The sequence below is a fragment of the Polaromonas sp. P4_F6 genome, from assembly GCF_056401275.1.
This window is the reverse complement of sequence record NZ_JBFUJQ010000001.1, coordinates 297,742-322,098: the sequence shown is the minus strand read 5'-3', so window position 1 is coordinate 322,098 and position 24,357 is coordinate 297,742. Positions and strand designations below refer to the sequence as shown.

Genomic DNA, 24,357 nt, shown 5'->3' with positions numbered 1-24,357 from the left:
AAGGGCGGCTTCAGGCCGCCACGGGGACGTCCCGCGTCAGGACTTCGCCGCGCAGCGAACGCTGCGTGGCCTGGGTGATGGTGATGTCGACCATCTGGCCGATCAGCCGTGGCTGGCCCTTGAAGTTGACCACGCGGTTGCATTCCGTGCGGCCCATCAGCTCGGTCGGGTCCTTGCGCGAGGTGCCTTCGACCAGGATGCGCTGCACCGTGCCCTGGCGGCTGGCGCTGATGGCGCGTACGCTGTCGTCGAGGGTGGCCTGCAGGTGCTGCAGCCGCCGCAGCTTGACCTCGTGCGGCGTGTCGTCGTGCAGCGCGGCGGCGGGCGTGCCGGGGCGCGGGCTGTAGATGAAGCTGAAGGAGGTGTCGTAGCCGATTTCGTCGATCAGCTTCATGAGCTTGTTGAAGTCGTCCTCGGTTTCGCCGGGAAAGCCGACGATGAAATCGCTGCTCATGGCCAGGTCGGGGCGGATGGCGCGCAGCTTGCGCACCGTGCTCTTGTATTCCATGGCGGTGTAGCCGCGCTTCATCGCCATCAGGATGCGGTCGGAGCCGTGCTGCACCGGCAGGTGCAGGTGGTTCACCAGCTTGGGCAGCCTGGCGTAGGCGTCGATCAGGCTTTGCGTGAACTCGTTGGGATGGCTGGTCACGTAGCGGATGCGTTCGATCCCCGGGATGTCGGACACGTATTCAAGCAGGGTCGCAAAGTCGGCGATCTCGGCCGTGCCGCCGATACGCGTGCTCATGGGGCCGCGGTAGGCGTTGACGTTCTGCCCGAGCAGGGTGACTTCCTTGACGCCCTGGTCGGCGAGGCCCGCGACCTCGACCAGCACGTCCTCAAAAGGCCGCGACACCTCTTCGCCGCGGGTATAGGGCACCACGCAGTAACTGCAGTATTTGGAGCAGCCTTCCATGATGCTCACGAAGGCGCTGGCGCCCTCGACGCGCGCCGGCGGCAGGTGGTCGAATTTCTCGATCTCGGGGAAGCTGATGTCGACCTGCGGCTTGCCCAGGCGGGCCCGGCTGGCCAGCATTTGCGGCAGGCGGTGCAGGGTTTGCGGGCCGAAGACCACGTCGACGTAGGGCGCGCGCTGGATAATGGCCGCGCCTTCCTGGCTGGCCACGCAGCCGCCCACACCGATCAGCACGCCTTTTTCCTTCAGGTGCTTGACGCGGCCCAGGTCGCTGAAGACCTTTTCCTGCGCCTTTTCGCGCACCGAACAGGTGTTGAACAAAATCAGGTCGGCCTGCTCCATGTCCTGCGTGGGCTCGTAGCCCTCGGCCGCGTGCAGCACGTCGGACATCTTGTCCGAGTCGTACTCGTTCATCTGGCAACCAAAGGTTTTGATAAAGACTTTTTTACTCATGATCTGCTGGCGCTCGGCCTTGGGATTCGCTGTTAAACGGGGGGAGCAGCCCAGGCCCCGTGAAGAAAGGGGAAATGCCGTGAAGACGGCGTGCCCGGGCGGGGGAACTCAGCGCTTGTAGGCGGGCAGCTGGTCGTACGGCGTCTTGCCGTTGTCCGCCGGCGCCTTGCTGGCGCTGTCGGTCGTGAAGTTGAACAGCGTGGCGGTGCCGCCCGGCCGTTTTTCCTTGGCCTCTTCCGCATTGAGGATCCAGACTTCATGCACCAGGCCGGTGTTGTCGCGCACGTAGTTCACCAGCAGGGGCTTGTTCAGCAAGGGCGCGGACAGCGTGAAGTGGTTGTTGGTGTCGCGTATACGCGCGCCCACCGAGAGCCGTTCCCGCTTGCCGTCAATGGAAATCACCGGCGGCGCCAGCACCACCATTTCGCCGCGCACGGCCTTGGCCGGGAACTGCCTGACATTGGGTTTGACGGCTTCGGTGGAAGACGTGGCCTGGACGGCCTGGCTGCTCTGGTCGGTCTGGGCCAGGGCGGGCAGGCCCAGCAGGGCAGCAGCAGAGGCGGCCAGTGCCAGGAGCAAGGGAGTCGGACGGAAGTTGCAGCGGTTCATGGTATGTGTCCAGAGGCTGTGAATATCAAAAGGATAGCAAAGAACGGCCGAAGCGCGCCACAAAAGACCCGCAAAGGCCAAGAACACAAAGAACAAAGCCCCAGGGGAGGGGACCCTCTGGGGCTTTGAAAGCATTCTTGGTGGTCGTAGGTGGACTTGAACCACCGACATCAGCATTATGAATGCTGCGCTCTAACCAACTGAGCTATACGACCGACAGCCTCATATTATAGCCAAAACTGAAGGTATAAATCCACCCCCGTCCAAGCTCACTTCGTGTAGCTTGTCCCCCCCTCGAGGGGGCGGCGCCTGCGGTCTGGCAGAGCCAGTCCCGCGGCCCCTGCTGGGGTTGGGGCTCACTTGTGTTTAAAAACCGGCTTGCGTTTGTTCACAAAGGCGTCCATGCCTTCCTTTTGGTCGTCGGTGGAAAACAGCGCGTGGAACAGGCGGCGCTCGAACATCACGCCATCGCTGAGGCCGCTTTCAAAGGCGCGGTTGACCGCCTCCTTGGCGGCCATGAGGCTGGTCTGGCCAAAGCCGCAGATCATGAGGGCGGCGCCCAGGGCCTCGTCCATCAGCTTGTCCAGCGGCACCACGCGGCTCACCAGGCCCGAACGCTCGGCCTCCTGGGCGTCCATCATGCGGCCGGTCAGGGCCAGGTCCATGGCCTTGGACTTGCCCACCGCGCGCGGCAGGCGCTGCGTGCCGCCGGCGCCCGGGATGATGCCCAGTTTGATCTCGGGCTGGCCGAAGCGCGCGTTGTCGGCGGCGATGATGAAGTCGCACATCATGGCCAGTTCGCAGCCGCCGCCCAGGGCGAAGCCGCTGACGGCGGCGATCACCGGCTTGCGCACGCTGCGGATCTGCTCCCAGTTGCGGCTGATGTAGTCCTTGTTGTAGACGTCGGCAAAGGTGTAAGTGGCCATGGCGCCTATGTCGGCACCGGCCGCAAAAGCCTTTTCGCTGCCGGTCAGGATGATGCAGCCTATACCCTCGTCGGCGTCAAAGCCCTTGAGCGCCTGGCCCAGTTCGTCCATCAACTGGTCGTTCAGGGCGTTGAGCTGTTTGGGCCGGTTCAGCGTGACGATGGCGACCTTGCGGCCGTCCGGGCCTTCGGTGCGGGTTTCAATGGTTTCGTAGGTCATGAAAGAAGTCCTTTGCCGGGAATACGGGGAAATGCTGGGCAATGATGCCATGAGCCGGGACCCTGCCCCGTCCCGCCGTGGGTGCTAGATTCGAGGCAGGAGAGCCCCGCCATGACCGATACCGCTTCCACCGCCGACCCCGTTGTTTTGTATGCCACACAAGGCGCCGTGGCCGTCGTCACGCTGAATCGCCCCCAGGCGCTCAACAGTTTTACGCGGCAAATGCACCGCGAGCTCTGGGCCGCGCTGGACCGGGCCGAGGCCGACACGCAAGTGCGCGCGCTGGTGGTCACCGGCGCCGGCCGCGGCTTTTGCGCGGGCGCCGACCTCGCGGAATTTGATTTCGCGCCCGGCCCCGGCCTGGTCGAACGCGCCGACCCGGGCCCGCTGATCGACCAGGCCTTCAACCCCACGGCGCGCCGGTTGCTGGGGCTGCGCATGCCCACGGTGGCGGCCGTCAACGGCGTGGCCGCGGGGGCGGGCGCTTCGCTGGCCATGACGTGCGACATGGCGGTGGCCGCGCCCGGCGCCAGCTTTATCCAGGCTTTCAGCAAGATAGGCCTGGTGCCCGATGCGGGCAGCAGCTGGCTGCTGGTGCAAAAGCTGGGGCTGGCCCGCGCCATGGGCCTGGCGCTCACGGGCGACAAGCTGCCGGCGGCGCAGGCCAAGGAATGGGGGCTGGTCTGGGAAGTGGCGGACGACGCGCTGGCCGCCGCCGTGGCCCTGGCGCAGCGGCTGGCCGCGCTGCCGACGCGGGCCCTGGTGGCAACCCGGCAGCTGATGCGCGAGGGCCTCACGCGCACCCTGCACCAGCAGCTGGATGCGGAGCGCGACATGCAGTCGGCCCTGGGCCGCACACACGATTATTTTGAGGGCGTAGCCGCTTTCCTGGAAAAGCGGCCCGCGGCTTTCAAAGGCGAATAGCTCAGGCCTTGGGCCCCAGCCACTGGTCCATCAGCGCCGCGTCCTGCACCGCCAGGCGCCAGGTGGTCAGCGCCGGCGGCATGGCCAGCGCCAGCCGCATCAGGCGCTTGTCGCGCGACACCAGGGCGATGACTTTTTTGGCGTCGCCGGCGTAGTGCGTGAGGTCGTCGAGCCGGCTCATGCGCCAGCCGCCGTCCATGCCCCGCGCCGCAGCCTTGGTGGCGGGCTCCAGCCCCAGCCATTCATCGCCGGCCGCAAAGCCGGCCCGCTCGGCGGCTCCGCCGCGCAGCACCGTCTTGACTTGCACCACGCCCTGGCTTTCGCCCACGCGCAGGCCCAGCCGGTGGGCCAGCTGCGCGGGCTCTTCCAGCACTGCCACGCCGTGCTGCTGCAGCAGCGCCTTGAGCGGCAGCTCGTCCCGCCCGTGGACCCAGCGGGCGAGTTCCGCCGCGTACGGCCTGTGCCCGGCCGCCGTGAGTTCTTCCGCGAAATCGGCCTCGCGCATGGGGCCGGCCCTGCAGCGCAGCCAGAGGGCGCGCATCACGTCGTCCAGCGTGCCGGCTTTGGCACGCTTGTGCTCCCTGGCCTCGCCGCGCAGCGTGAGGTCAAAGCACAGCGCCACCAATGAGCCCTTGGTGTAGTAGCTCACCGTGGCGTTGGGTGTGTTTTCATCCTGCCGGTAGTACTTCACCCAGGCATCGAAGCTGGCCTCGGCCACCGACTGCACCAGCCGGCCCGGGGTTTGCATGACCTGGTTGATGGTCTTGTTGAGCAGCTTGAGGTAGCCGGCGTTGTCCAGCAGGCCGGCGCGGCGCAGGAAGAGGTCGTCGTAGTAGCTGGTGAAGCCCTCGAAAAACCACAGCATCCGGGTGTAGTTTTCCCCGGTGTAGTCGTAGTTTTCAAATTCCGCGGGGCGCAGGCGCTTGACGTTCCAGGTGTGGAAGTACTCGTGGCTGATCAGGCCGCGCAGCGTGGTGTAGCCCTCGGTGCTGCGGGCTTCACCCACACGCGGCAGGTCCTGGCGCTTGCAGATCAGCGCGGTGGAGTTGCGGTGTTCCAGCCCGCCGTAGCCGTCGTCGACAGCATTGAGCATGAACAGGTAATGGCGGAAGGGCGCTTTTTTGGCGCCATGCCAGAAGCGGATTTCGGTTTCGCAGATTTTCTGCGTGTCGGCCAGCAGCCTGGCGCCGTCGAAACTTGCCGTGGCGCCCGCCACCACCACGCGGTGCGGCACGCCGCGCGCCGTGAAGCTGCCGCTCCAGAAGGCGCCCATTTCCACCGGGCAATCGACCAGTTCGTCGTAGTCGGCCGCCGCATAACTGCCAAAGCCCTGCTTGTTGGTATCGCGCGGCGCCAGGCCCGTGGCCAGCGACCAGCCTTTGAGCGACTTGGGCGCCGGGACCTCCAGCAGGTGTTCGGCCTTTTCCCGGCCCTGCACCCTCAGGCACAGGCTGGTGCCGTTGAAAAAACCGCGGTTCGCATCCAGCCAGGCGGTGCGAACCGAGTTGTCGTTGGCATACACCTCGTAGCGCAGCACCAGCGGCCTGGCGGGCGAGCATTGAACCTGCCAGCTGCATTTGTCGAGCTGCTCCACCGGTAGCGGCGTGTTGCCGGCCTGCCGGGCCTCGAGCTTTTGCAGGTTTTTGGAGAATTCCCGCACCAGGTAGCTGCCGGGAATCCAGACGGGCAAGGAAACCCGCTGCAGCGCATCGGGCTGGGCGATGGTGAGGGTGACGCGAAAGAGATGGGCGTGAAGGTCGCCGATTTCGACGCGGTAGTGGACAGGGGGGCGGGTATTTCGTGTGGGGCCTGGCATCTTGCGCACAGAATACCCCAGGTTGGCCCGGCGGTCCTGGAGCCTGCTCAGGCCGTGAACAGGTTTTAGCGTGTTTTGGCAGCGACCAGTTGCTGCTCGACCTGCTGCGCGTTGATGGCGCCGGGGACGCGCGAGCCGTCCTCAAAAAACAGCGTGGGCGTGCCGGTGATCTTGTGTTTCCTGCCCAGGGCCAGGTTGCGCTCCAGCACGGAGGTGTCGCAGCTGCCCTTGGCCACAGGCTGGTCGCGCACCATCAGGTCCAGCCAGGCCTTGCCCTGGTCCTTGGCGCACCAGACGTTTTTGGCCTTGTCGGTGGAGTCCGGGCTCAGGATGGGAAAAAGAAACATGTAAACGGTGACGTCGTTGACCTTTTGCAGGTCGCGCTCGAAACGTTTGCAATAACCGCAGTTGGGGTCTTCAAACACCGCCAGCTTGCGCTTGCCGTTGCCGCGCACGATGGTGAAGGCATCCTTGATGGGCAGGGCGGCAAAGTCGATGGCGCTGAGTTTTTCCACGCGCTCTTCGGTCAGGTTGCGTTTGGCCCGCACGTCGATGAGGTTGCCCTGGATCAGGAAGTTGCCTTCGGCGTCGGTGTAAAAAATATCGCTTTCGTTGATCCGGACTTCGTAAAGGCCGTTGATGGGTGTCTTGCTGATTTCATCGATCTTGGCGAAAGCGGGCATTCTTTCCGCCAGGTTTTTGCGGATCGCGGCTTCCTGCGCGAAGGCGGAGCTCAGGCCGCAGGCCAGCAGGCCCAGGACGGTGATGGTTTTCAGAATTCTCATGGTCATTCCCGGTGTTTCGGCATTTTTCGGCCGGCCTGTTTCACAAAATTCAATAACTCACAAACCCGCGGCCTGCCGCGTCAGCCAATTTTTCAGGAAACCGCTGCGTTCAAAGCCCTTCATACCCCAATTGCGCAAAGCCTGCCAGCGCCCATCGGTCTGCGCAAAAAGCCCGTGCAAACCATCGGTCACCGCACCCATGGCCGCGACGTCGGCCTTGCGGGCCCTTTCGTAGCGGCGCAGCAGTTTTTCGTCACCCAGCCCGCGCCAGTATTCACGCTGCGCCAGCACACCGGCCAGGCAGGCCGCGTCGGCCAGGCCCAGGTTCAGGCCCTGGCCCGCCAGCGGGTGCACCGTGTGCGCCGCATCGCCGGCCAGCGCCCAGCCCGGACCGACCCAATGCCCGGCACTTGACAGCGACAGCGGCCAGCTGGCCCGCTCGCTGGTCAGCCGCAAGCTGCCGGCTTCCTGGCCGCACACGGCCTCCAGGGCCTTGCAGAATTCTTCAGGCGACAGTTTTTCCAGCGCGCCGGCGCGTTCCACAGAGACTGACCACACCAGCGCCGCCAAGTTCCCCTGGCCGCCGGATAAGGGCAGCAAAGCCAGGATATCGCCGCCGGTGAACCACTGGCGCGCCACACCGCCGTGGGGGATGCCCAGCTCCAGCCGGGCGGCGATGGCTTTTTGCGGGTAGGGCTTGACCGTCCAGTTGACCGGACGCAACTGGCCGAATTCGTCGCGGCTGGCGCTTTTCTGGCCTTCGCAGATCACCTGCAGCGCGGCTTTGGCCGGTTCGGCCACGGTTTCAATCTGCGGCTGATAGCGCACCGCCTGCACCAGTTGCTGCTCCAGCGCCGGGACGTCCACAATCCAGGCCAGCGCGTCCTGGCCCACGCTGCGCGCGGTGAAATCGAGTTTGCCGCCGTCGTCGCCCCAGACCTGCATTTCCAGCACCGGCGTGGCAAAGGCCGCTTCGGGCCAGGCGCGCAAGGCCTCAAGCACACCGCGCGAGGCGCTGTTCAGGGCGTAGGCGCGTACATCGGCGGGCTGCGCTCCCGCGGCTTTTTCAGGGCGGGCGACCAGGGCCACGCGCAAACGCTCACGCGCCAGCAATAGGGCCAGCGTGCGGCCTACCACGCCGTCGCCGCGGATACAGACATCAAAAGTCTTGGACATGCCCCATTTTAGAAGGCAGGGCAAAATCGGCGTTTCGGCCCAGCCCCTTTTCCCTCCTTTCCCGCATTCACAAGGATTTGACGACGTGAGCCACGCACTGAACGACACACCGGCAAGCCCCGCCATGGCCGATGCCGCATTTGACCTGAACGCGGTGATCTCGCGCCTCTATGTGTACCCGGTCAAATCCTGCGCCGGTGTGCAGGTGCAGGAGGCCTTGCTGACCGAGACCGGACTGGAATTCGACCGCGCCTGGATGGTGGTGGACGACAAAGGGCATTTCCTCACGCAGCGCGAATTGCCGCGCATGGCGCTGATCAAGCCACAGCTCAGGTACCACGACATGGTGCTGCGCGCGCCCGGCATGCTGGCCTTGCATATTGCCCTGGACCAGGTCGAGGAGCCGGTGCGCGTGAAGGTCTGGAAGGACGAGGTCCAGGCCTACGACATGGGCCCCATCGCCGCCCAGTGGTTCAGCGACTTCCTGGGCCGCACGGCGCGCCTGGTGCGTTTCGATCCCGAACACAAGCGGGTCTGCAACACCGAGTGGACCGGCGGCCTGGAGGCGCTCAACCAGTTCAGCGACGGCTATTCGCTGCTGGTGCTCAGCGAGGCCTCGCTCGCGCAGTTCAATGAAAAGCTTGTTGCCGCGGGTGCGGCCGCCGTGGGCATGGAGCGCTTTCGTCCCAACATCGTGCTGGGCGACGCGGCCGGCGACCAAGGCCTGGCGCCGCATGACGAGGACCGCGTCGACCTGCTGCAGATCGCGACGGAGCAGGGCCCGGCGCAGCTCAAGCCGGTCAAGCCTTGCCCGCGCTGCCCGATTCCCAATATCGATCCGGCCACGGCGACCAGCAGCCCCGAGGTGGGCGACATGCTGCAGACCTACCGGCAGGACCCGCGCGTCAACGGCGCGCTGACCTTCGGCATGAACGCCATTGTGCTGGCCGGCATTGACCACCAGCTCAAGGTGGGCCAGGCGGTGGGCGCCAGCTACCGGTTTGAGTGACTTTTGACCGCCCGCAGCGGCGCATGGGCTGCGTGGGGCGTGTCGGCCGCTGCGGGCGCTTGCGGCCCGGAATCGGCACCGTCAAAGCCTGAGTCGGTCGCCAGCGGCATGGGATGTGTCGATTCCGGCTCCAGAAACCGGATGGGCCGGCGGGTACGCGCGGCCATGCTGTGCAGCAGGTCGGCCAGGGCCGCGGAAATTTCTTCATGGCTGCCCAGGCGCTCGCTAAAGAGCACGCCCGCGACATGGAACTGCAGCACCACCTCCGGTTTCAGGCCCTTGAGCGGCATCAGGCCGGCGGCGATCAGGCGAGCCGCCAGGTCGGTGACGGGCGCGCGCGATGAAACGCCTTCGAGGATCAGGCCGAAGCGGGCTTCGTCGATGCGCCCCACCGTGTTGACGTCGCGCAGGATGCGGCGCAGCTTGATGACGCTGCGCAGCAGGCTCTGCTCGGCCACGGCCGTGCCCCAGGTCTTCTTGATGTAGCGGTAGTTGACCAGCTCGATGTAGACCACCGCGGCCGGTTCCTTGTGGCGCTGGGCCCGGCCCACCACCTGCTTGAAGCGGTCGTGGAAAAGGTGGGCGGCCAGCAGGCCGGTGAGCGCGTCCTGGCTGGACATGGCCTGCTCGCGCGCCTCCACCGCGTGGCGTTCGCGCGAGCGCATGTTCAGCGCCACCAGCAGCAGGGGCACTTCAATCGCCAGCGCCGCCATCAAGCCGTATTGGGACAGCCACGACACCGAAAACAGCCCGAGGATGCTGGTGACGGTCATGAGCGTCACCAGCCCCAGCGGGACAAAGGCCGCCAGCACCCAGAAGCCGACGACGTCCTGGCGCCGCCACGTCATGAAGGCCCGGCTGATCCCCATGACCACCACCGCCACCAGGTAGGCGCTGATGAGGCGTACGCCCAGCCCGCGCTCCAGAACAAGATAGACCAGGGCCAGCGGCACGCCGGCCGCGCCGGTCCAGTAGGCCAGGCGCTCAAACCACCTGTGGCGCGAACCCGCGCCGCACAGGTGATGCACCACCAGCAGCGCCGAGCCGCCGCCCAGGATCGCCAGGCAGCCCTGTGCCATGTTGTTCCAGGCGCTGAAGTTGCTCCACAGCAAATGGCCGGCCACGCCGGTCCAGGCCGCCACCACCAGCGCCATGATGGATGCGTAAACGGCATACCAGCCGTAGGCTTTGTCGCGGTAGACCCAGCTTTGGACCACGCAGGCGACGATCAGCAGTACCAGCGCGCCGAACACCACGCCTATGGCCAGGTATTCCAGCTGAAGCCGCTGCGCCAGGCTGCTGCGCGTGCTGACCTGGACCGGAATACTGACTTCCGTCTGGTGCTGTATGCGCACATAGACGTCGTACACGCCGTCGTTCGGCAGGTTGAGCTCGAACTGCCCGTAGCGGCCGGGCTCTGGCCAGCTGGAGACCGCCACGGTGTCCCCGGCGGTCTGGGAAGTCCAGCCGCCCGTTGCGCTGGTGCGCTGGTACACGGTCGCCAGGTCCAGCAAGGGCAGGGGAAAGGCCAGCAGCCAGTCCTGATGCGAGCCGGAAGACCGGGCAAAGCGGTAATGCAGCCACAGCGCCGCCTGGGGGCCCAGCGAATGAATGGTGTCCGCGGCCGGCGGGACGAAGGCCGCACCCGCCTTGCTGCCGCCGGCGACTTGCTCAATGCTGGCCTGGCCGCTGGCATCTATCCACATGAGGCCGCTGGTGCGCGCGTCCATGACCGGGTTCGCGTCGTTCAGGGCCATGACCGGCTGGGCCTGCGCAGGCGCGGCCTGCAGCAGCAAAGACCCGCCCAGCAAAAGGGTGGCGAAGGCCTGCCGCAAAGCACCCCAACCCCGGCCGAGCGCGCATCGAATACACTTCTCAGCCTGTTTTTGAAGGTTTCTCATGAGTTTGAAGTGCGGCATTGTAGGCTTGCCTAACGTCGGAAAATCCACCCTTTTCAACGCGTTGACCAAAGCGGGGATCGCGGCCGAGAACTACCCTTTTTGCACCATAGAGCCGAATGTCGGCATTGTGGAAGTGCCCGATCCGAGGTTGGCCCAATTGGCGGAGATCGTCAAGCCCGAACGCATTGTTCCGGCCATCGTCGAATTTGTGGACATCGCCGGCCTGGTGGCGGGCGCCAGCACGGGCGAAGGCCTGGGCAACAAATTCCTGGCCCACATCCGGGAAACCGATGCCACTATCAATGTGGTGCGCTGCTTTGAAGACGACAACGTCATCCATGTGGCGGGCAAGGTGGACCCGATCTCCGACATCGAAGTCATCCAGACGGAACTCTGCCTGGCCGACCTGGCCGCCGTCGAAAAAGCCCTGCAGCGCGTGACCAAGGTCGCGCGCTCGGGCGACAAGGAGTCCGCCAAGCTGGTTGTCATCCTCGAGAAATGCCAGGCCGCTCTCAACGAGGGCAAGCCGGTGCGCACCCTGGACTTCAGCAAGGAAGAGCTGCCGCTGCTCAAGCAGTTCTTCCTGATCACCGCCAAGCCCGCCATGTTTGTGGCCAATGTGGCCGAAGACGGTTTTGACAACAACCCGCTGCTGGACCGCCTGAAAGCCTACGCCGAAGCGCAGAAGGCGCCCGTGGTGGCGATCTGCGCCAAGATGGAAGCCGAAATGGCCGACATGGAAGAGGAAGACAAAAAAATGTTCCTCGCGGAAATCGGCCAGGACGAGCCGGGCCTGAACCGCCTGATCCTGGCGGCCTACAAGCTGCTGGGCCTGCAGACCTACTTCACCGCGGGCGTCAAGGAAGTGCGTGCCTGGACCATCCATGTCGGCGACACCGGCCCGCAGGCGGCCGGCGTGATCCACACCGATTTTGAAAAAGGCTATATCCGCGCCCAGACCATCGCGTTTGCCGACTACATCGCCTACAAGGGCGAGCAAGGCGCCAAGGACGCCGGCAAGATGCGCAGCGAAGGCAAGGAATACGTCGTCAAGGACGGCGACGTGATGAACTTCCTGTTCAGCAGCTAAGCAGAAATCCCTGTTCGCGAATGTTCATGGGCGTCCCTCATCTCCAATAGTCCCTTGATTTTTAAAGGATTATTTGTTCGCAGATGTTCGTAACTGTTCGCCGGCATTCTGTAGCGCCGGGGGCATTGCAGGGGGCATATGATCAAGGGCGTTTGCTTATGCGAATCGATGCCCCCAAATGAACGAACAATCCCCTGCGGCAGTCCCCATATCCTCCTTGCGCAGTAGGGCGCTTAGCCGTGGCGTGAGCGACTCTCGGTTGAGGTCTGCAAAGCCAGCGGACAAGTCCTACAAAATCTCCTGTGGCGGGGGGCTGTATCTCGAAGTCATGCCCTCAGGATCCAAGCTATGGCGATGGAAGTACCGCTTGGCCGGGAGGGAAAACAGGTATGCGCTTGGCACCTACCCTCAAATACTCTTGCGTGACGCGCGCGAGCAAAGTGAGTCGGCCAGAAAGCTCGTCGCGCAAGGGGTGCATCCGTCACACCAGAAGCGATTGGACAAAATCCAAGCTGGTCACGAACGTGCCAATACATTTCAACTTATCGCGGAAGAATGGCTAGCGACAAAAGATTGGGAACGCGTTACCAAAGACCGCCGCTTGAAGATGCTGGAAAGGCTTGTGTTCCCCCACATTGGACAATTCGCCGCTAGTCGGATCGTGCCCGTGCAAATACTTGCTGTACTGAAGCGGATTGAGAAAGAAAATGGGCCCACGGTAGCCGCTGAAGCCCGGCGCACTATGTCGTCGACTTTCGAATTCGCGATTGCTACGCTGCGCGCTCAAGTTGATCCTGTTTATCCTGTCCGAAAGGCCATCGCAGCGAACAAGACGCAGCACAAGCGGGCCCTGGGTGCGGATGAAGTGGGTAAACTGCTCAGGGATGTGGACCAATATGGCGGCCACTACCAAATTCAAGCAGCATTCCGTTTGATGTGGCTTACCTTGGCGCGGCCCTCGGAGGTGATGGAGGCTGAATGGTCGGAGTTCGACCTGGAAAAAAATCTATGGCGGATTCCTGCTGAGCGCATGAAAAAGCGCAAAGCGCACCTCCTTCCTCTGCCAATCCAAGCTGGAGAATTACTCAAGGGAATGCACACGCTAACGGGAGGGAGGAAGCACGTCTTTGTTCATCGGGACAACAAGATGCTGCCCATGGTGACGGCCTCCTTTCGGCAAATGCTCAAAGTCCTTGGATGGGCAGGGCGCTTCAGCCCGCACGCAACCCGAACCACCGGAAGTACTTGCCTCAACGAATTGGGGTATTCATCCGACTGGATTGAGCGTCAACTCGCCCACGAAGACCCCAATTCTGTCCGGCGCACGTACAACCACGCCGATCACCTTCCGGAACGGGCAAAGATGATGCAAGCTTGGGCTGATCTTCTGGACTCTTGGACCGCCTCCGCAATCGCGCAAGCACAGCAGGCGGGAAAGAGTGTTCAGCCCGTCCCTTAAAGGGCGGTGCGCCAACCGTTGTCGGTTTTTATAAGTCGAAGCGTCCTCGAAAAATCCCTAGTGAAGGACGTGACGTACTGGTCAAGCTTGCCGTTCTCGTACACCCCGATCGTGTTGTGAACGTTTGCACATTCACTATTCACTCTGGCTGTTATTGGGTCTACCGTTGCCGAGTAAAGGGCACGCTTCTGCCGCTCAAGTGAGTCAACTTTACGCTCGTACTCCTTGATCTCCTCGCCCAGTTTGATTTGCTCCCTGAGCAGTGACTCACTCAGGGCGGTATCTTTTGCTTGCAAGGCTTGGGCTTTTTGGGTTTCGTACTCTTGGTCTTTTGCGTACGCTTGAACTTTGACCTCCGTCGCTGCAACCAGTTTCTCATCTAGAGCCGTTGCATCGGCCTTACTCTTTTCGACGATTTCCTTTGCCCCAGGCACGGGTGCTACCTGCACCGCGAACAAGACGTCCACGGAATGGAGGTTATCGCCAACAGCCATGCCGTTTACTTTTTTGAAGCTTGCCAGCGACAGGTATGGGCATCTACCGAGCATGTCTTCAACGACTTTTTTGACGTCGCTATCGGACGGCGATGAGGAACAACCAGCTAAAAATGCAGCTGCCAAAGCGCTGCAAAGGAAACTCCGGTGCATCAACCTCTCCTCCAACTAAGATTAAATCGGCAATGTCGCCGTTTACTATCATATATGTAAGTGCTCTATTGGCATCGGGCGTAGACAGTCACGCATGCCCGGCGTCCGTAACCCTGCTCTTCTCAAGTCTTTGGCGGCTGAATTGAAGGCTCGCCGAGCGAAATTAGAAATTAGTCAAGAGGAATTGGCTCATCGCGCCGAGCTTGGTCCACTTTTCATCGCTCGACTTGAGACAGCCAGAAACCAACCTTCGCTTTCGGCGTTTGTGCTGCTTTCCGAAGCGCTAGAAACCCAACCCTCTGAACTTATTGCTGCCGTCATGGTTCGGTATCGCAAGGAGCTACGCGTCGCCTCAAAGAATTAATTTCTTTGGCTGCCACAGCTCGCGGTGGGGGTGAGCAATTCGAGTTGGAATTTGCTGTGCCCTCTGCCGAGAGTGCCTTGACCTTTCTACATGGGCGCTCCACCAACCGGAGCAAACATGAATCAAATTCCCCTTTCAGACCTTGGCGGCTTTTCCGTAGACGCTTTTTGTGCGTGGGCGGGTATTGGGCGTACTGCGGTGTACTCAGAAATAAAACATGGCAGATTGACGGTCCGCAAATTCGGAAAACGCACAATAGTTCCCATCACAGAGGCTCGCCGCTGGTTTGAGGCGTTACCGAGCCTTGGACGTTAAGCGTGGGTTTGCGCTGATTCAATGCTCAGCTGTGCCAGCAAAATGAAGTGGCAACTTCTGGGATGGCGAGTTTCCAGACTCTAAATAACTATGACCATCCCCTGACCACCACCACCCACCACCCACCACCCACCACCCACCCACCCACCACCGCCTACCGCCTACCGCCTACCGCCTACCGCCGCCGCTTTGTGAGACTTGCACTTTTGGTTCTCGCAATACCTAGGAGGCCATCAACTCAAGTCGAGTTCATACAGGATGAGCCGCACCCCGCCTATTCGGTCATCGGCACGCAATCAGGCGCAGTACCGATCCCTTCTAGACTGGGGCATTACGGATGTCCCGCTGCCCTTTGGGCGCACCCAGACTCATTCCGCCCGCTGCCCTAGAGGTTGAAGAGCTTTGTTACGGCCTTTAGTTGAGAAGCTCTAAGCCTGTCCAATTCAACAAACCGTTCATCGCGCGCTTTCACGGTGCTGAGCCAGCTGGTGTACTGCCGCTGGAATTCTTCATCCGCGCGATCCCTCTCATTCGCCACCGCCAGAAGCGCTAGTTCTGCGTCCTTGATATCGAGGTTTGAGGCGTACTCTGCTTCCTTCTGAGCCCATTGCCACCCTTTCAAATCAAAATCGCCAAAGAGCAGCCGGACATCCGTAATGCCCCAGTCTAGAAGGGATCGGTACTGCGCCTGATTGCGTGCCGATGACCGAATTTCCTGTGCAATTCCGATGCGGAGTTTGCAATTCACGTAGCCGGGACCTTCATGCGCCCATGGCACTAGGTCGGACAAAGGCATAGTTGCCACACCCCCAGGGTAGACGGGCAGTGTCGCTCGCGGATCTATGCTCTTCATCAAGTACCCAAATTGCCGCCACTGGTGCACCGTCAATTGGTCTGAGCCAACGGCAGAGATAAATACCGCCTCTTTTGGCAGAGGGAGCCGCTTTGTCAGACGAACTATTCTCGCGTCGTTCCATGCTCTAAAGTCCGCTTGCCATTCAAGGGGGATGGAGACTAGAAGGTGGGTATGAAGCCCCGCAGACACACTCCGCTCGTGCGCGTAAATCCAAACGAAGGGACGCGACAAAGGGTCTTGCTTGTGCCGGAACCACTCGCGCATATGCTTTATGTAACCGCTTTGCAAGGCTGCACTCGCGTCTGCATCACTTTCATAGCCGAGAAGCGACCAAGTCAAAGTGATGTGCGTGTTCAGGATCGCCCCCTGACTGTTCGCATATGCCACCGCACTGTATGCTTCTCGGAACTGAGTCGTACCGATGAGTCGTTCATTAAGGGTAGGCATGGCAGTACGCGGTCGCCGCCGGAATTTCTGGATATACCGCTCGGGATACTCAAGTTGTGTCTGACGTTCAAGACCACGCACTTGCTCCTCTTCCCCCGACCCCATGACGGCGCGCCATCTTTTTGCTCGCAAACTAGGCCCGAGAACGCAAGGGTAGCGCCGAGCTGGAACTACGCCCATGTCGCCTGTTTCGAACAAGCGGCGCGCGTAGTCGTCGTCTGTATCAAGGTCAGGCTCGCCAAGGCACTCAATATAGCCTTGATCATCTCTATCTCTCATTCGTGCATCTCTGTGAAACTGACATCCCTGTTCCGAACTCCCACACTATGCGGAGAGGGTTTCATACGCAAGCCTATGCACCGAACTTCGGGCAATGGCTCCGCAGGCGGGTCACGCAGGGGTGAAAATGGCGACCACAATGGGATATAGGAAGGAGTGGCCTTTTACTGCACGTTTGGACGAAACAAACCTTGAAGTTGTGGAATTAGTCACGCGAATGCCCCGTCTGTAATGCGTTCTGGGCAATCTAGATTGCGGTTGAAAGAATGCTTCCTCTAGACGGTTCAGTCCCGCGCCAACCCGCATGGGCAAAGGATCTGCAAGTGGCAATCTGCCATTTGAAGATGATTGCCTTCGCCGAGAGTAGCGCTCTTGTTGCCACAGCCGCCACCGTGGCCCCGAAGCCTTGAAAATCTGATCATGCTCCTGGATCCAGTGCCTACCTGGGTGCGGCAAGACGAGTTAATTTAGAGCCAGAAGCGGGCCGTGAACGCTCGCGCCTTGTGGTGGCTCTGGACGCCGTTAGTGGGGGTAAGGCGAGGGCGCTGCCCATGTCGACAGCAGGGCACGCAAGAAGACCAAAAAATAGAGACGGCCAAATAGGAGATCGGGACGCCCGAATATGCGAGCTTCGTCAGCGATATTCCAACAGCTTGAATACGATGCGACTATCGGAAATCATTCTGGTTCGACTTGATATAAAGTCGAATCAAACGAGGAGTTGATATGCCGCAGTTGGTAGACAAGTTCAAGATGAGCGAGGACGTGGCAAAAGCGGTCATCGAAGGGGTGGCGGGGCGAGCCTATAGCCTTTTGCTAGGAGCGGGCGCGAGTTACGACGTCGAAGGTGGGGACAAWGGCAAGCTGAAGGGCGCCGTTCATCTGGCAAAGGAGATTAACGATGTTCTTTCGCTGGGACTTGAACCACCGGACAGCGAAAACTTGAGCTTGGTGTATGGCGATGCAGTCCAATCGCCGAGCGCGGCACGGCTAAACAAGTTCCTGGAGCAACGCTTTACCAACACCAAACCGACCTGGCAATCAGTGCTTCATTCGCTGAACTGGAAGCGAATATGGAGTCTGAATATTGACGATGTCATTCAGCGAGCCCGACCACTTGGCTCCTCCAAGCGATTAGTTCCCTTCAACTGGACAGACGAATTTAAACCGCGAGATCGGGGCGAATCCGAACTTCAACTAGTCCATCTTCACGGCATGGCTTCACGTCTAGCCGCTGGTGGAGGGTCACTGATTTTCTCTTTAAAGGAGTACGCAACAAGGAGCGAGGCCCTGCCGGGTTGGCACGCAGAGTTTCGGTCTGAATTTTCGCAGAAGCCGTTCATCGTATGCGGCGCACGCCTTCAGGACGAGTTTGACTTGATCTCCGTCCTAGAGTTTGGGAATCGGTCCAAGCAGCGGGGAGGTGCACCTTCGCTAGTAGTCCTGCCTTCTTTTGCTGCCGGACAAGAAGCTCGGATGGAGACGCGTTATGGGCTTACTCCGGTGAAGGCTACGGGTGATGAGTTTTTCGCGGCACTTGCAAATGACGTTCAGGACTACCTGCGAGCGTCTCAGTATATGGGCGCAGCGGTTCTCGCGGGGCGGAACGAACTGCGTAGTGCCTTCAGACAACTTGAAGCAACGAGACCGGAGCCGATCAGCACTCGCAAGGCATTGGATTTTTATGCCTCGGCGGAGGCAAATTGGGGGCATATATGCGGCGAACTCGACGCTCCTTTGTCTTTGGCTGAGGACCTTACCGATTGGATTTCTCGCGTAGAAAAGGAACCAGCAAAAATTGCCTTAATCACTGGGGGGCCAATATCGGGGAAGTCCACAACATTGCTACGGGTCGCTCACAACCTAGCGTCACGAGGACAAGAGGTTTGGCTTTTCAGGGGAGAACAGTTGTTCGACACGTCCGTCGTGCTGGATTACCTCAAAATCAAGAGTTCGGCTGTGCTTCTCATGGATGATGCGGCAGATTTTTCTTCCTCCATCCATGACCTGATTCAGCAAGCAATTGACAAAAATGCACACATTCGAGTGGTGTTAGCTTCAGAGAACAACAGGAAACGTGCAGTTCTCGGCGACATTGCAAAAGCCGCCGTCCGGTCCTACCCTCAGGAGCCATTGGAGAAGAACGACTTCTTTCGTATCTATGAAAAGCGCTCCGCGAAAGCCCGGCTCGGGAGTGCGACTGGCCAACCCAAGGAAGAGGGATGGAAGATTTTCAAGCAGACCTATAGCTCCCGTCTTCTTGAGTGGCTTGAGAGCCTAGAGAACGCTAAGGACTACAGAGATGCTTTGCTGAAAATTCTGCGTTCATCTGGGTCGGCCGGCGATGGCGCCCGAAATCTTCTCGCCGCAACTGCATGCGTTCAACGCTTCGGTTACTCGCTTCCCTTTTTCATTGCATCGGCCCTGTCGAGCCGATCGTCGATTGATGCGATGGTTGAAGAGAATGGCCCGCTAGCGGATATAGCCTATCTAGACAGCACGGGAATTCGCCTTAGAAATAGTGCGTTCGCGAAGTTCGCCTGGAGTGGCCTCAGTCTGGAGGAAAAATTCGAATGGTCAACGAACATTGCGCTTCGAGTTGCCCCCCTGGTTGTGCCGCTCAGCGTTACCAATCGCACGATCCCATATCTCATCGTCAAGAATTTGATGGACTCTGACAACGTCCGCCGCGATTTAGGTAACGTAGCGGAACCCTGGTACGCGAGGCTTGAGAATTCGTTCGGATGGAATGCTAGATTCTGGGAGCAGCGTGCTCTGCTAGCGAGCGAAGAAGACCGCGATCTGATGGCCTACTCGTATGCTAAGAAGGCCGTGAATATTCACGGGAGAGACTCTTTCGTCCACACCACATTGGGGAAAGTCTGCCTAAAGCTCGCGATGAAGCTCGAGGATCAAGTCGCAGTCGACAGATTTTGGGAGGGAATTGCTTCCCTGGAGCGGGCTCGACAGATTTCTGCGGCAGAAGGCCTAGTGTGGGAACACCCCTACGTCACTTTCTTCACCTACGCGCTACAGGCTGTGAAGCTGAGAGTTTTTGCTAGTGAAACTGCAAGACTCACGTCGGCTTGGGAGGATTGGATGCGAGCCGCGCACAGCTCAAGGGTATTCGAGGAGCGATCAAAAATTGGGGCTGCGGGTCTTGCGGAATTTCAGCGTCGATGGTTGATGCTCTCCGTCAATCCCGAAGCGAAGTAACACTCTAGAACTAGACCGCCCTTATAAGCTCGTCGACATCGAACGCGTCACGCTGGGTTCGGTTGCACTTTCCCAGCAATCATCAAATCCATGCGCCGTCCAGTGGTGCCCTAGCGCTTGCAGAGAAGGAGGAATTATGGAGCGGCGTAAGCCATTTCCAATTAGCCAGTCAGGCCGTCATGTCGGTCTGACTTAAACCAGCGGGCCTCCATGAAACCCGGGGCGATTCAGGAGCACCTATTCGGCTAAGTAACCGAACTCCTCAGGAAAATAACGTTCCAGCGCATGCACAGCACAAACTGACGGCCTAAAAGGTTCTACTTCGGCGCGCAGACGTTTCGAATCCAATCCCATACCCCCGACCGCCTCGCCGCCGGGATGTTCGGGGTCGACATTGGTTCTGGAACCGAAACCAGCGGCAAAATAATCTGACCGCTTTCGCTGTCTTGGATAGCTGGTGCACACTGCTCATCTCCCAACGTAGGTGTCTCTCCAACCGTTTTGAGGTAGTCGAGATCAAACGCCTCCCGCCCTTGCACTGAGAGGTAAGTGCTCAGCAACGCAGCGGCGTATGGCATCCTCACACGTCCAACACGCCGCAGGTTCCATGAAAAACTACCGGTCTTTTTTGGCGCATCCTTCTTGCCCAGGCCTGGAATCGTCTTTGGAATAAACGTCGGAGAGGCGAAGCCCAAAAACACATTGCTGCTGGATAGTGTGAGTTGACAGCTCGGTATAAACCACGCCGAATCATTCGAATCGAAAGTCGCTTGCTGGGTTAGCGCCTTTTCGAATGTCTTCGCGGCCTTTTGAGCGTTCTTAAGCTGCCCAGGAAGCATCGTTGGGGAGAACGCCGCATCATCAGCGTTTGAGTATTGAACTCGGCCATCTGCCCTCCATGTCGCCGTATCGAGAATTGCAAGGCTCACCGCTGCAGCCTTGCGGAATTCGCAGACCCACTCTTTTCCATCGAGAATGAAAGGCAGAAGCGGCTTTTTCAAAGAACCAGCGTTGTTGTCCGTGGGATCACGGGGCGCAATTTGAACAAGGATGCCGGTATCAAAGTCACGCTTCCCAGAAGGCCGCAACATTACGTCACAAGGCTGGACAAGCAAGATAAACCGCTCATCTGGCGTTACCTCGTTTTCTGCGCCAGTCGAACGCACAAATACGTCACCACATGCTAGCAACGAGTAACTGGCGTTGACAAGATGAGTGTCCTCCCAGAGCTCCATACGTCGAAAGGTCTCCAAATCAACGGACGGGGCATTTGGAGTGTCGAGCAAAATAGGCCGCAATTTTCTGAAGCGTGCAGCCCCATCTATTGCTTGTACATCCGTCGCAAAGAGCGTCCGGAACTTCTCCGACATAGAGGCCGACAGTGCTCGTTCCACGACGTGAAGCTCCGAGACGCCTTCCTTGTAGGCGCGGTCAACAACGTAGTGATCGAGCTGCTCGGGAGGAATTCGTAGGAGCCGCGTGCGAGCATCATTGAATGCATCGTTCAGCTCGGAGCTTGCACGAAGCAACACTTCATGCACGCCACGGCGCAACCCTGCGCGCTTTATGGCGATCATCAGGCCTTCGATGATGATAGGTTTGCCTCCCTCCAAGCGTTCTTTCGCGATCACACAAATAGGAGACTTACTCGTGGAATCATCGCCCTCCATGAGTTTGGAGCGCAAATGGTCCTCAAGGGTGGCTTCAGACGTCTTTGTGGCATTGCGAGTCAGTAGGAAAGCCGTCGCTTTCGAATTCGATTTACCGAGAACTCTCAACAAGTCCAAGCCACGTTCGTTATTGGGAGCACCATATTGATCCTGGAGGTCAACGATGTAAGTGATATGACTATCACCCTCATTGCCGATGGCTTGCTCGTACATCAACTTTTCAGCATGGTCGAACGGCCAAGAGTCCGCAGGCAAGATATTTAGCTGCTCCTGCACGCATTTGATCTGCCCATCGTCGAGGTCAGCGGTCCCTTGATTTGCCTCAACAGACTTTGCATGGAAGCGCCGAGAAATCTCAGTACGTTTCTCGGAATCGGTCTCTTTGAGCATCTCAATTAGATCGGTCCGCGCGTCCTGATCATCCGAATCAATGCGCTCAAAAATGGGCTCTAGGTCCTGTAGATCAAGCTGGCGGCTAATTTCCAAGTGCTCCGCAAGCAGCTTAGCAAGCGCTTCCACGGAGTCGTTGCCGAACTGATCATCAATCCAAATTACTCGTGTAGCACCAAGTAGAGCCAAAGCCTCGATTGGTTTCATTTCCGACCTCCCTCAACTACGGATCCCAAATTCACAACAAACCTGAACCGGTTTCCATCTTCATTTCTCTCGGGGCCGAGTGACACACTACTACCGTCAGCGGCCAGCAGCTGAGACACAATGAAAAGTCCCAAGCCTTGCCCTCGTTCCGTTGCCGGCTTCGCAGTCGTGAATATCTCGAAAATCGAATCTTCGTACGCTGGGTTAATCCCAGGACCTGTGTCAGCAAGCGTGAATCCCTCGGAAGTGATCGCGATTCGAATCTCCTTTGGCCGCTTGATTTTCAACACTGTTGTTCCGCGCTTAAGCCAATAGACGCTGTTCCGCACCATGTTGTCAAGGACTGCGAGCAAGCGGCCACGGTTCATGCGGACGGAGGGTGAGTCGGGATGTTTTCTGAGCTTGAACTCGATATTTTCCAATTCGAGGCTGCTAGAACGATGCTCAAAGTACTCCGTAATGAATGCAGCAAGATCAATTGACTCCTTGACGGCGCGTGTGCGAGGTAATAAAGGATCAATCAGCGCAGCTGACGCAGCGATACTAGAACATGACGCACGGATCGCTCTCAGGTGAGGCAGTGTGGCATCGCTGGTTGCTTTGCCACTCTTCGTCAAAGCTTCGACAGCACTGGCCCTTTTTCGAATCTCGACAATATGTGTACGTAAGTCATGTGTCATACCGCGCGCGCTCAAGCCAACAGCAGCGCTCTCATACAGCGACAGCATGCGTTCTTTGCTGTCAGCAATCTCATTGCGAATAACCTGAACTGCGGTAGCCGCATGCGCTGGTGTGTCAAGATTCTTCCGGACTTGTTTGGTTCGGTCAATCGCTGTCTTAAATACGGCCAGCGACTTCGCTGCCCTGTCCTCAGAGAACCCTTCTGCCTTGAGCTGCTTGGCTACGGATGCCAGACCAGACTCTAAAGCCTCGCGCAAGGAGTCAGTTTCGGCCTGGATGCGAGATGCTGCATCTACAGTTTTTTGCACCAAATCGATAGATCGGTCAGTCGACTTTGGTGCCTCGTTTACTGTCTCTCGCTCTCTAGAGGCCACGAAGTCGTCTTGACTCCGGCGAACCGCTTCCATAGCGTCATCTGCAAATTTCCGGCATGTTTGAGCGATTTCGAAAAAACCTCTAAATGCTGAGTTTTCTACAAACCCTTCTCGGTCTGATTTCTCCACGAGTGGGAAATTGTGCTCTCCAGTCAGCGCGAAGTAGCCGACAGTATTGTCAAAGCGCAGTCCGTACGTGCTTCCGGAAGTCATCCCAGAAGAGACATTCAACCAGTCCCCGGGAGAACGCACACGAAAGCCATCGCGCAAGATCGACACTCCGGCCATGTCTTTGACGAGCTGCTTGTCGATTCCCAAACCAGCTGCTGCTTCATTGTCTAGATCGGCCTCACTATCCTCGTCCTGCCTTCCGACGTCCAGCAGATTGAAGTAATACCAGGCCCCCTTGAACTCACCGGGGTCCTCAGTGGCAGTTGCGTCTGCCGAAGCAATATCGTTCCACTTGAAGGTCTGTGAGACCTCGAGAAACCAACCGTCCCGCTCCCGAGCTTTTATCTCAAAACGACGTAACTTATTGGATTGAAGCAACCAATTGAGAAAACCGCCTCCCCCATCCTCAAACGTTACGCTGGATTTATTTCGTTGCCGGGCCGAGCCGCCAGTAGGCCTAAAGAGCCGTTCACGGAACAAAGCCCGACAAGTAAGCTCCATCAGCTTAGTGGCTGGGTTGCGTTGCCACGCGTATTCAAATTGAGCCACAGCACGCGATAGCACGGTCTCGGTCATTGCAACAAGGCTCTGACGGTAGCCATCAACATTGACGATAACGGGAAATTGGGATTGGGCCTCGAATGGAGAAATTAGCTTGGCCAGGCTCTTTGTGATCGCCAGTGCGCGTTTGTGACCTTGCCACTTCTCTACATCTTTTAGGCCGAGAACCGAAACCTTGGTGCCCTTGAACTGTGCGATGTTTGGTTCGCTAGCGAGGCGCACGGGAATTTCATCGACAGTATCGGCTACATCGCAGTCCGCCCACCGAAAGGCGGCTGTGCTGATGGGCGACTTCGTACTTTTTGAACTCTCGATAAGTAAGATATCGCCCAGCTTCATCGACCCGAGCCGCCCAACGCCCTTGTCGCCGAGCGGAGTCCGACCACCATCGGTCTTTTGCTTTTGCCCAACAGTTGATCGTTTGCCAGAGCCGCTGATGACTAGCCAGGAATTTCTGAGCTGCCCCTCGTCAAGGCCGACACCTCGGTCTTCAACTGTGACACGTCCCTTCCAGTCCAGATGCCGCGTGACGATGGGGTCCCCAGGCTGAGCTCTAGGCCTGTATGGTTTTGCATCTGCGGAGAGGATCGACGCTGTGACGCTCTCGGAGTTGACGTCAAAGCGCGCGAGTCGGCTTGCTACATCGGTGGATGTAAGCCTTCCCTCTGCTTGAGTATCCACGGTGATGACGCATCCGTTCGAGTCTGCGTCGTATGCATTTTTCACGCACTCTAAAATCGCTTGCTCGACGTCTGTTACCAGTTCTTCGCCAAGCTGCACCAGTACGTGCGCCGACACCTTAATTGTGCCGTGCTCCTCGTTTGTTGCCATAACCGTCCTCGTCCAATTTTCTGAAATTTACGAATGGTGCGTGCGCTCAGCGTAGCGACGGCGTCGAA

At 59.4% G+C, this 24,357-nt stretch carries 17 protein-coding genes, 1 tRNA gene and 1 pseudogene; 7 read left to right on the top strand and 12 right to left on the bottom strand.

The annotated features are described in order from the left end of the window. Positions 1 to 10 precede the first annotated feature (10 nt). The 4 genes from miaB to AC1DUN_RS01530 form a co-directional block, all read right to left on the bottom strand. Positions 11 to 1,366 (bottom strand): tRNA (N6-isopentenyl adenosine(37)-C2)-methylthiotransferase MiaB, encoded by a 1,356-nt coding sequence (gene miaB, locus AC1DUN_RS01545; protein WP_477712405.1) that lies wholly within the window; start codon positions 1,364 to 1,366, stop codon positions 11 to 13. A 108-nt stretch (positions 1,367 to 1,474) separates the two neighbouring features. Then, entirely contained in the window at positions 1,475 to 1,975 is a 501-nt protein-coding gene (locus AC1DUN_RS01540; protein ID WP_477712404.1) for a hypothetical protein, read from the bottom strand. Between the two features lie 138 nt (positions 1,976 to 2,113). Further along, positions 2,114 to 2,190, bottom strand: a tRNA-Met gene (locus AC1DUN_RS01535). 141 nt (positions 2,191 to 2,331) lie between these two features. Continuing rightward, complete coding sequence (locus AC1DUN_RS01530; protein ID WP_477712403.1) at positions 2,332 to 3,120, bottom strand: enoyl-CoA hydratase; 789 nt, start codon at positions 3,118 to 3,120, stop codon at positions 2,332 to 2,334. A gap of 111 nt (positions 3,121 to 3,231) precedes the next feature. Here AC1DUN_RS01530 and AC1DUN_RS01525 point away from each other — a divergent pair, with 111 nt between their 5' ends. Then, a complete protein-coding gene (locus AC1DUN_RS01525) occupies positions 3,232 to 4,044 on the top strand; it encodes an enoyl-CoA hydratase-related protein (protein ID WP_477712402.1) in 813 nt (270 codons plus the stop codon). Between the two features lies 1 nt (position 4,045). On the opposite strand, the gene AC1DUN_RS01520 is transcribed toward AC1DUN_RS01525, so the two are convergent. The 3 genes from AC1DUN_RS01520 to AC1DUN_RS01510 form a co-directional block, all read right to left on the bottom strand. After that, the gene (locus AC1DUN_RS01520; protein ID WP_477713114.1) at positions 4,046 to 5,860 is read right to left on the bottom strand and encodes a M61 family metallopeptidase; all 1,815 of its coding nucleotides are present in this window, start codon (positions 5,858 to 5,860) and stop codon (positions 4,046 to 4,048) included. 65 nt (positions 5,861 to 5,925) lie between these two features. After that, positions 5,926 to 6,645 (bottom strand): DsbC family protein, encoded by a 720-nt coding sequence (locus tag AC1DUN_RS01515; protein ID WP_477712401.1) that lies wholly within the window; start codon positions 6,643 to 6,645, stop codon positions 5,926 to 5,928. A gap of 57 nt (positions 6,646 to 6,702) precedes the next feature. Beyond that, the gene (locus AC1DUN_RS01510) at positions 6,703 to 7,821 is read right to left on the bottom strand and encodes an FAD-dependent monooxygenase (protein ID WP_477712400.1); all 1,119 of its coding nucleotides are present in this window, start codon (positions 7,819 to 7,821) and stop codon (positions 6,703 to 6,705) included. 124 nt (positions 7,822 to 7,945) lie between these two features. Between AC1DUN_RS01510 and AC1DUN_RS01505 the strand changes: the two genes are divergently transcribed. After that, positions 7,946 to 8,830 (top strand): MOSC domain-containing protein, encoded by an 885-nt coding sequence (locus AC1DUN_RS01505; RefSeq protein WP_477713113.1) that lies wholly within the window; start codon positions 7,946 to 7,948, stop codon positions 8,828 to 8,830. Here AC1DUN_RS01505 and AC1DUN_RS01500 read toward each other — a convergent pair. Further along, positions 8,815 to 10,665, bottom strand: a complete 1,851-nt coding sequence (locus AC1DUN_RS01500) for a sensor domain-containing diguanylate cyclase (protein ID WP_477712399.1) — start codon at positions 10,663 to 10,665, stop codon at positions 8,815 to 8,817. The genes AC1DUN_RS01505 and AC1DUN_RS01500 overlap by 16 nt on opposite strands. 64 nt (positions 10,666 to 10,729) lie before the next feature. Between AC1DUN_RS01500 and ychF the strand changes: the two genes are divergently transcribed. From ychF to AC1DUN_RS01485, 3 genes and pseudogenes are all read left to right on the top strand, one after another. After that, positions 10,730 to 11,821: a redox-regulated ATPase YchF gene (ychF, locus tag AC1DUN_RS01495; RefSeq protein ID WP_074576293.1), complete on the top strand. Its 1,092-nt coding sequence runs from the start codon at positions 10,730 to 10,732 to the stop codon at positions 11,819 to 11,821. A 178-nt stretch (positions 11,822 to 11,999) separates the two neighbouring features. Continuing rightward, a pseudogene (locus AC1DUN_RS01490) lies at positions 12,000 to 12,257 on the top strand (Arm DNA-binding domain-containing protein); the annotation flags it as partial. A gap of 60 nt (positions 12,258 to 12,317) precedes the next feature. Continuing rightward, positions 12,318 to 13,280, top strand: a complete 963-nt coding sequence (locus AC1DUN_RS01485; protein ID WP_477713112.1) for a tyrosine-type recombinase/integrase — start codon at positions 12,318 to 12,320, stop codon at positions 13,278 to 13,280. On the opposite strand, the gene AC1DUN_RS01480 is transcribed toward AC1DUN_RS01485, so the two are convergent. Continuing rightward, positions 13,277 to 13,927, bottom strand: coding sequence for a hypothetical protein (locus AC1DUN_RS01480; RefSeq protein WP_477712398.1), 651 nt, complete (start codon positions 13,925 to 13,927; stop codon positions 13,277 to 13,279). The two genes, AC1DUN_RS01485 and AC1DUN_RS01480, sit on opposite strands and share 4 nt — an antisense overlap. Before the next feature lie 94 nt (positions 13,928 to 14,021). Here AC1DUN_RS01480 and AC1DUN_RS01475 point away from each other — a divergent pair, with 94 nt between their 5' ends. Further along, positions 14,022 to 14,291 carry a helix-turn-helix domain-containing protein gene (locus tag AC1DUN_RS01475; protein WP_477712397.1) on the top strand — a complete coding sequence of 90 codons (270 nt, stop codon included), beginning with the start codon at positions 14,022 to 14,024 and terminating at the stop codon, positions 14,289 to 14,291. Between the two features lie 700 nt (positions 14,292 to 14,991). Here AC1DUN_RS01475 and AC1DUN_RS01470 read toward each other — a convergent pair. After that, the gene (locus AC1DUN_RS01470; protein WP_477712396.1) at positions 14,992 to 15,909 is read right to left on the bottom strand and encodes a hypothetical protein; all 918 of its coding nucleotides are present in this window, start codon (positions 15,907 to 15,909) and stop codon (positions 14,992 to 14,994) included. 1,005 nt (positions 15,910 to 16,914) lie between these two features. On the opposite strand from AC1DUN_RS01470, the gene AC1DUN_RS01465 reads away from it, so the two are divergent. Further along, entirely contained in the window at positions 16,915 to 19,404 is a 2,490-nt protein-coding gene (locus AC1DUN_RS01465; protein ID WP_477712395.1) for a P-loop NTPase, read from the top strand. A gap of 317 nt (positions 19,405 to 19,721) precedes the next feature. On the opposite strand, the gene AC1DUN_RS01460 is transcribed toward AC1DUN_RS01465, so the two are convergent. Both AC1DUN_RS01460 and AC1DUN_RS01455 read right to left on the bottom strand, forming a co-directional pair. After that, positions 19,722 to 21,671 carry a hypothetical protein gene (locus AC1DUN_RS01460; RefSeq protein WP_477712394.1) on the bottom strand — a complete coding sequence of 650 codons (1,950 nt, stop codon included), beginning with the start codon at positions 21,669 to 21,671 and terminating at the stop codon, positions 19,722 to 19,724. Then, on the bottom strand, positions 21,668 to 24,289 hold the full coding sequence (locus AC1DUN_RS01455; RefSeq protein WP_477712393.1) for a sensor histidine kinase: 2,622 nt from the start codon (positions 24,287 to 24,289) through the stop codon (positions 21,668 to 21,670). The genes AC1DUN_RS01460 and AC1DUN_RS01455 overlap by 4 nt, the downstream gene beginning before the upstream one ends. Between the last annotated feature and the right edge of the window lie 68 nt (positions 24,290 to 24,357).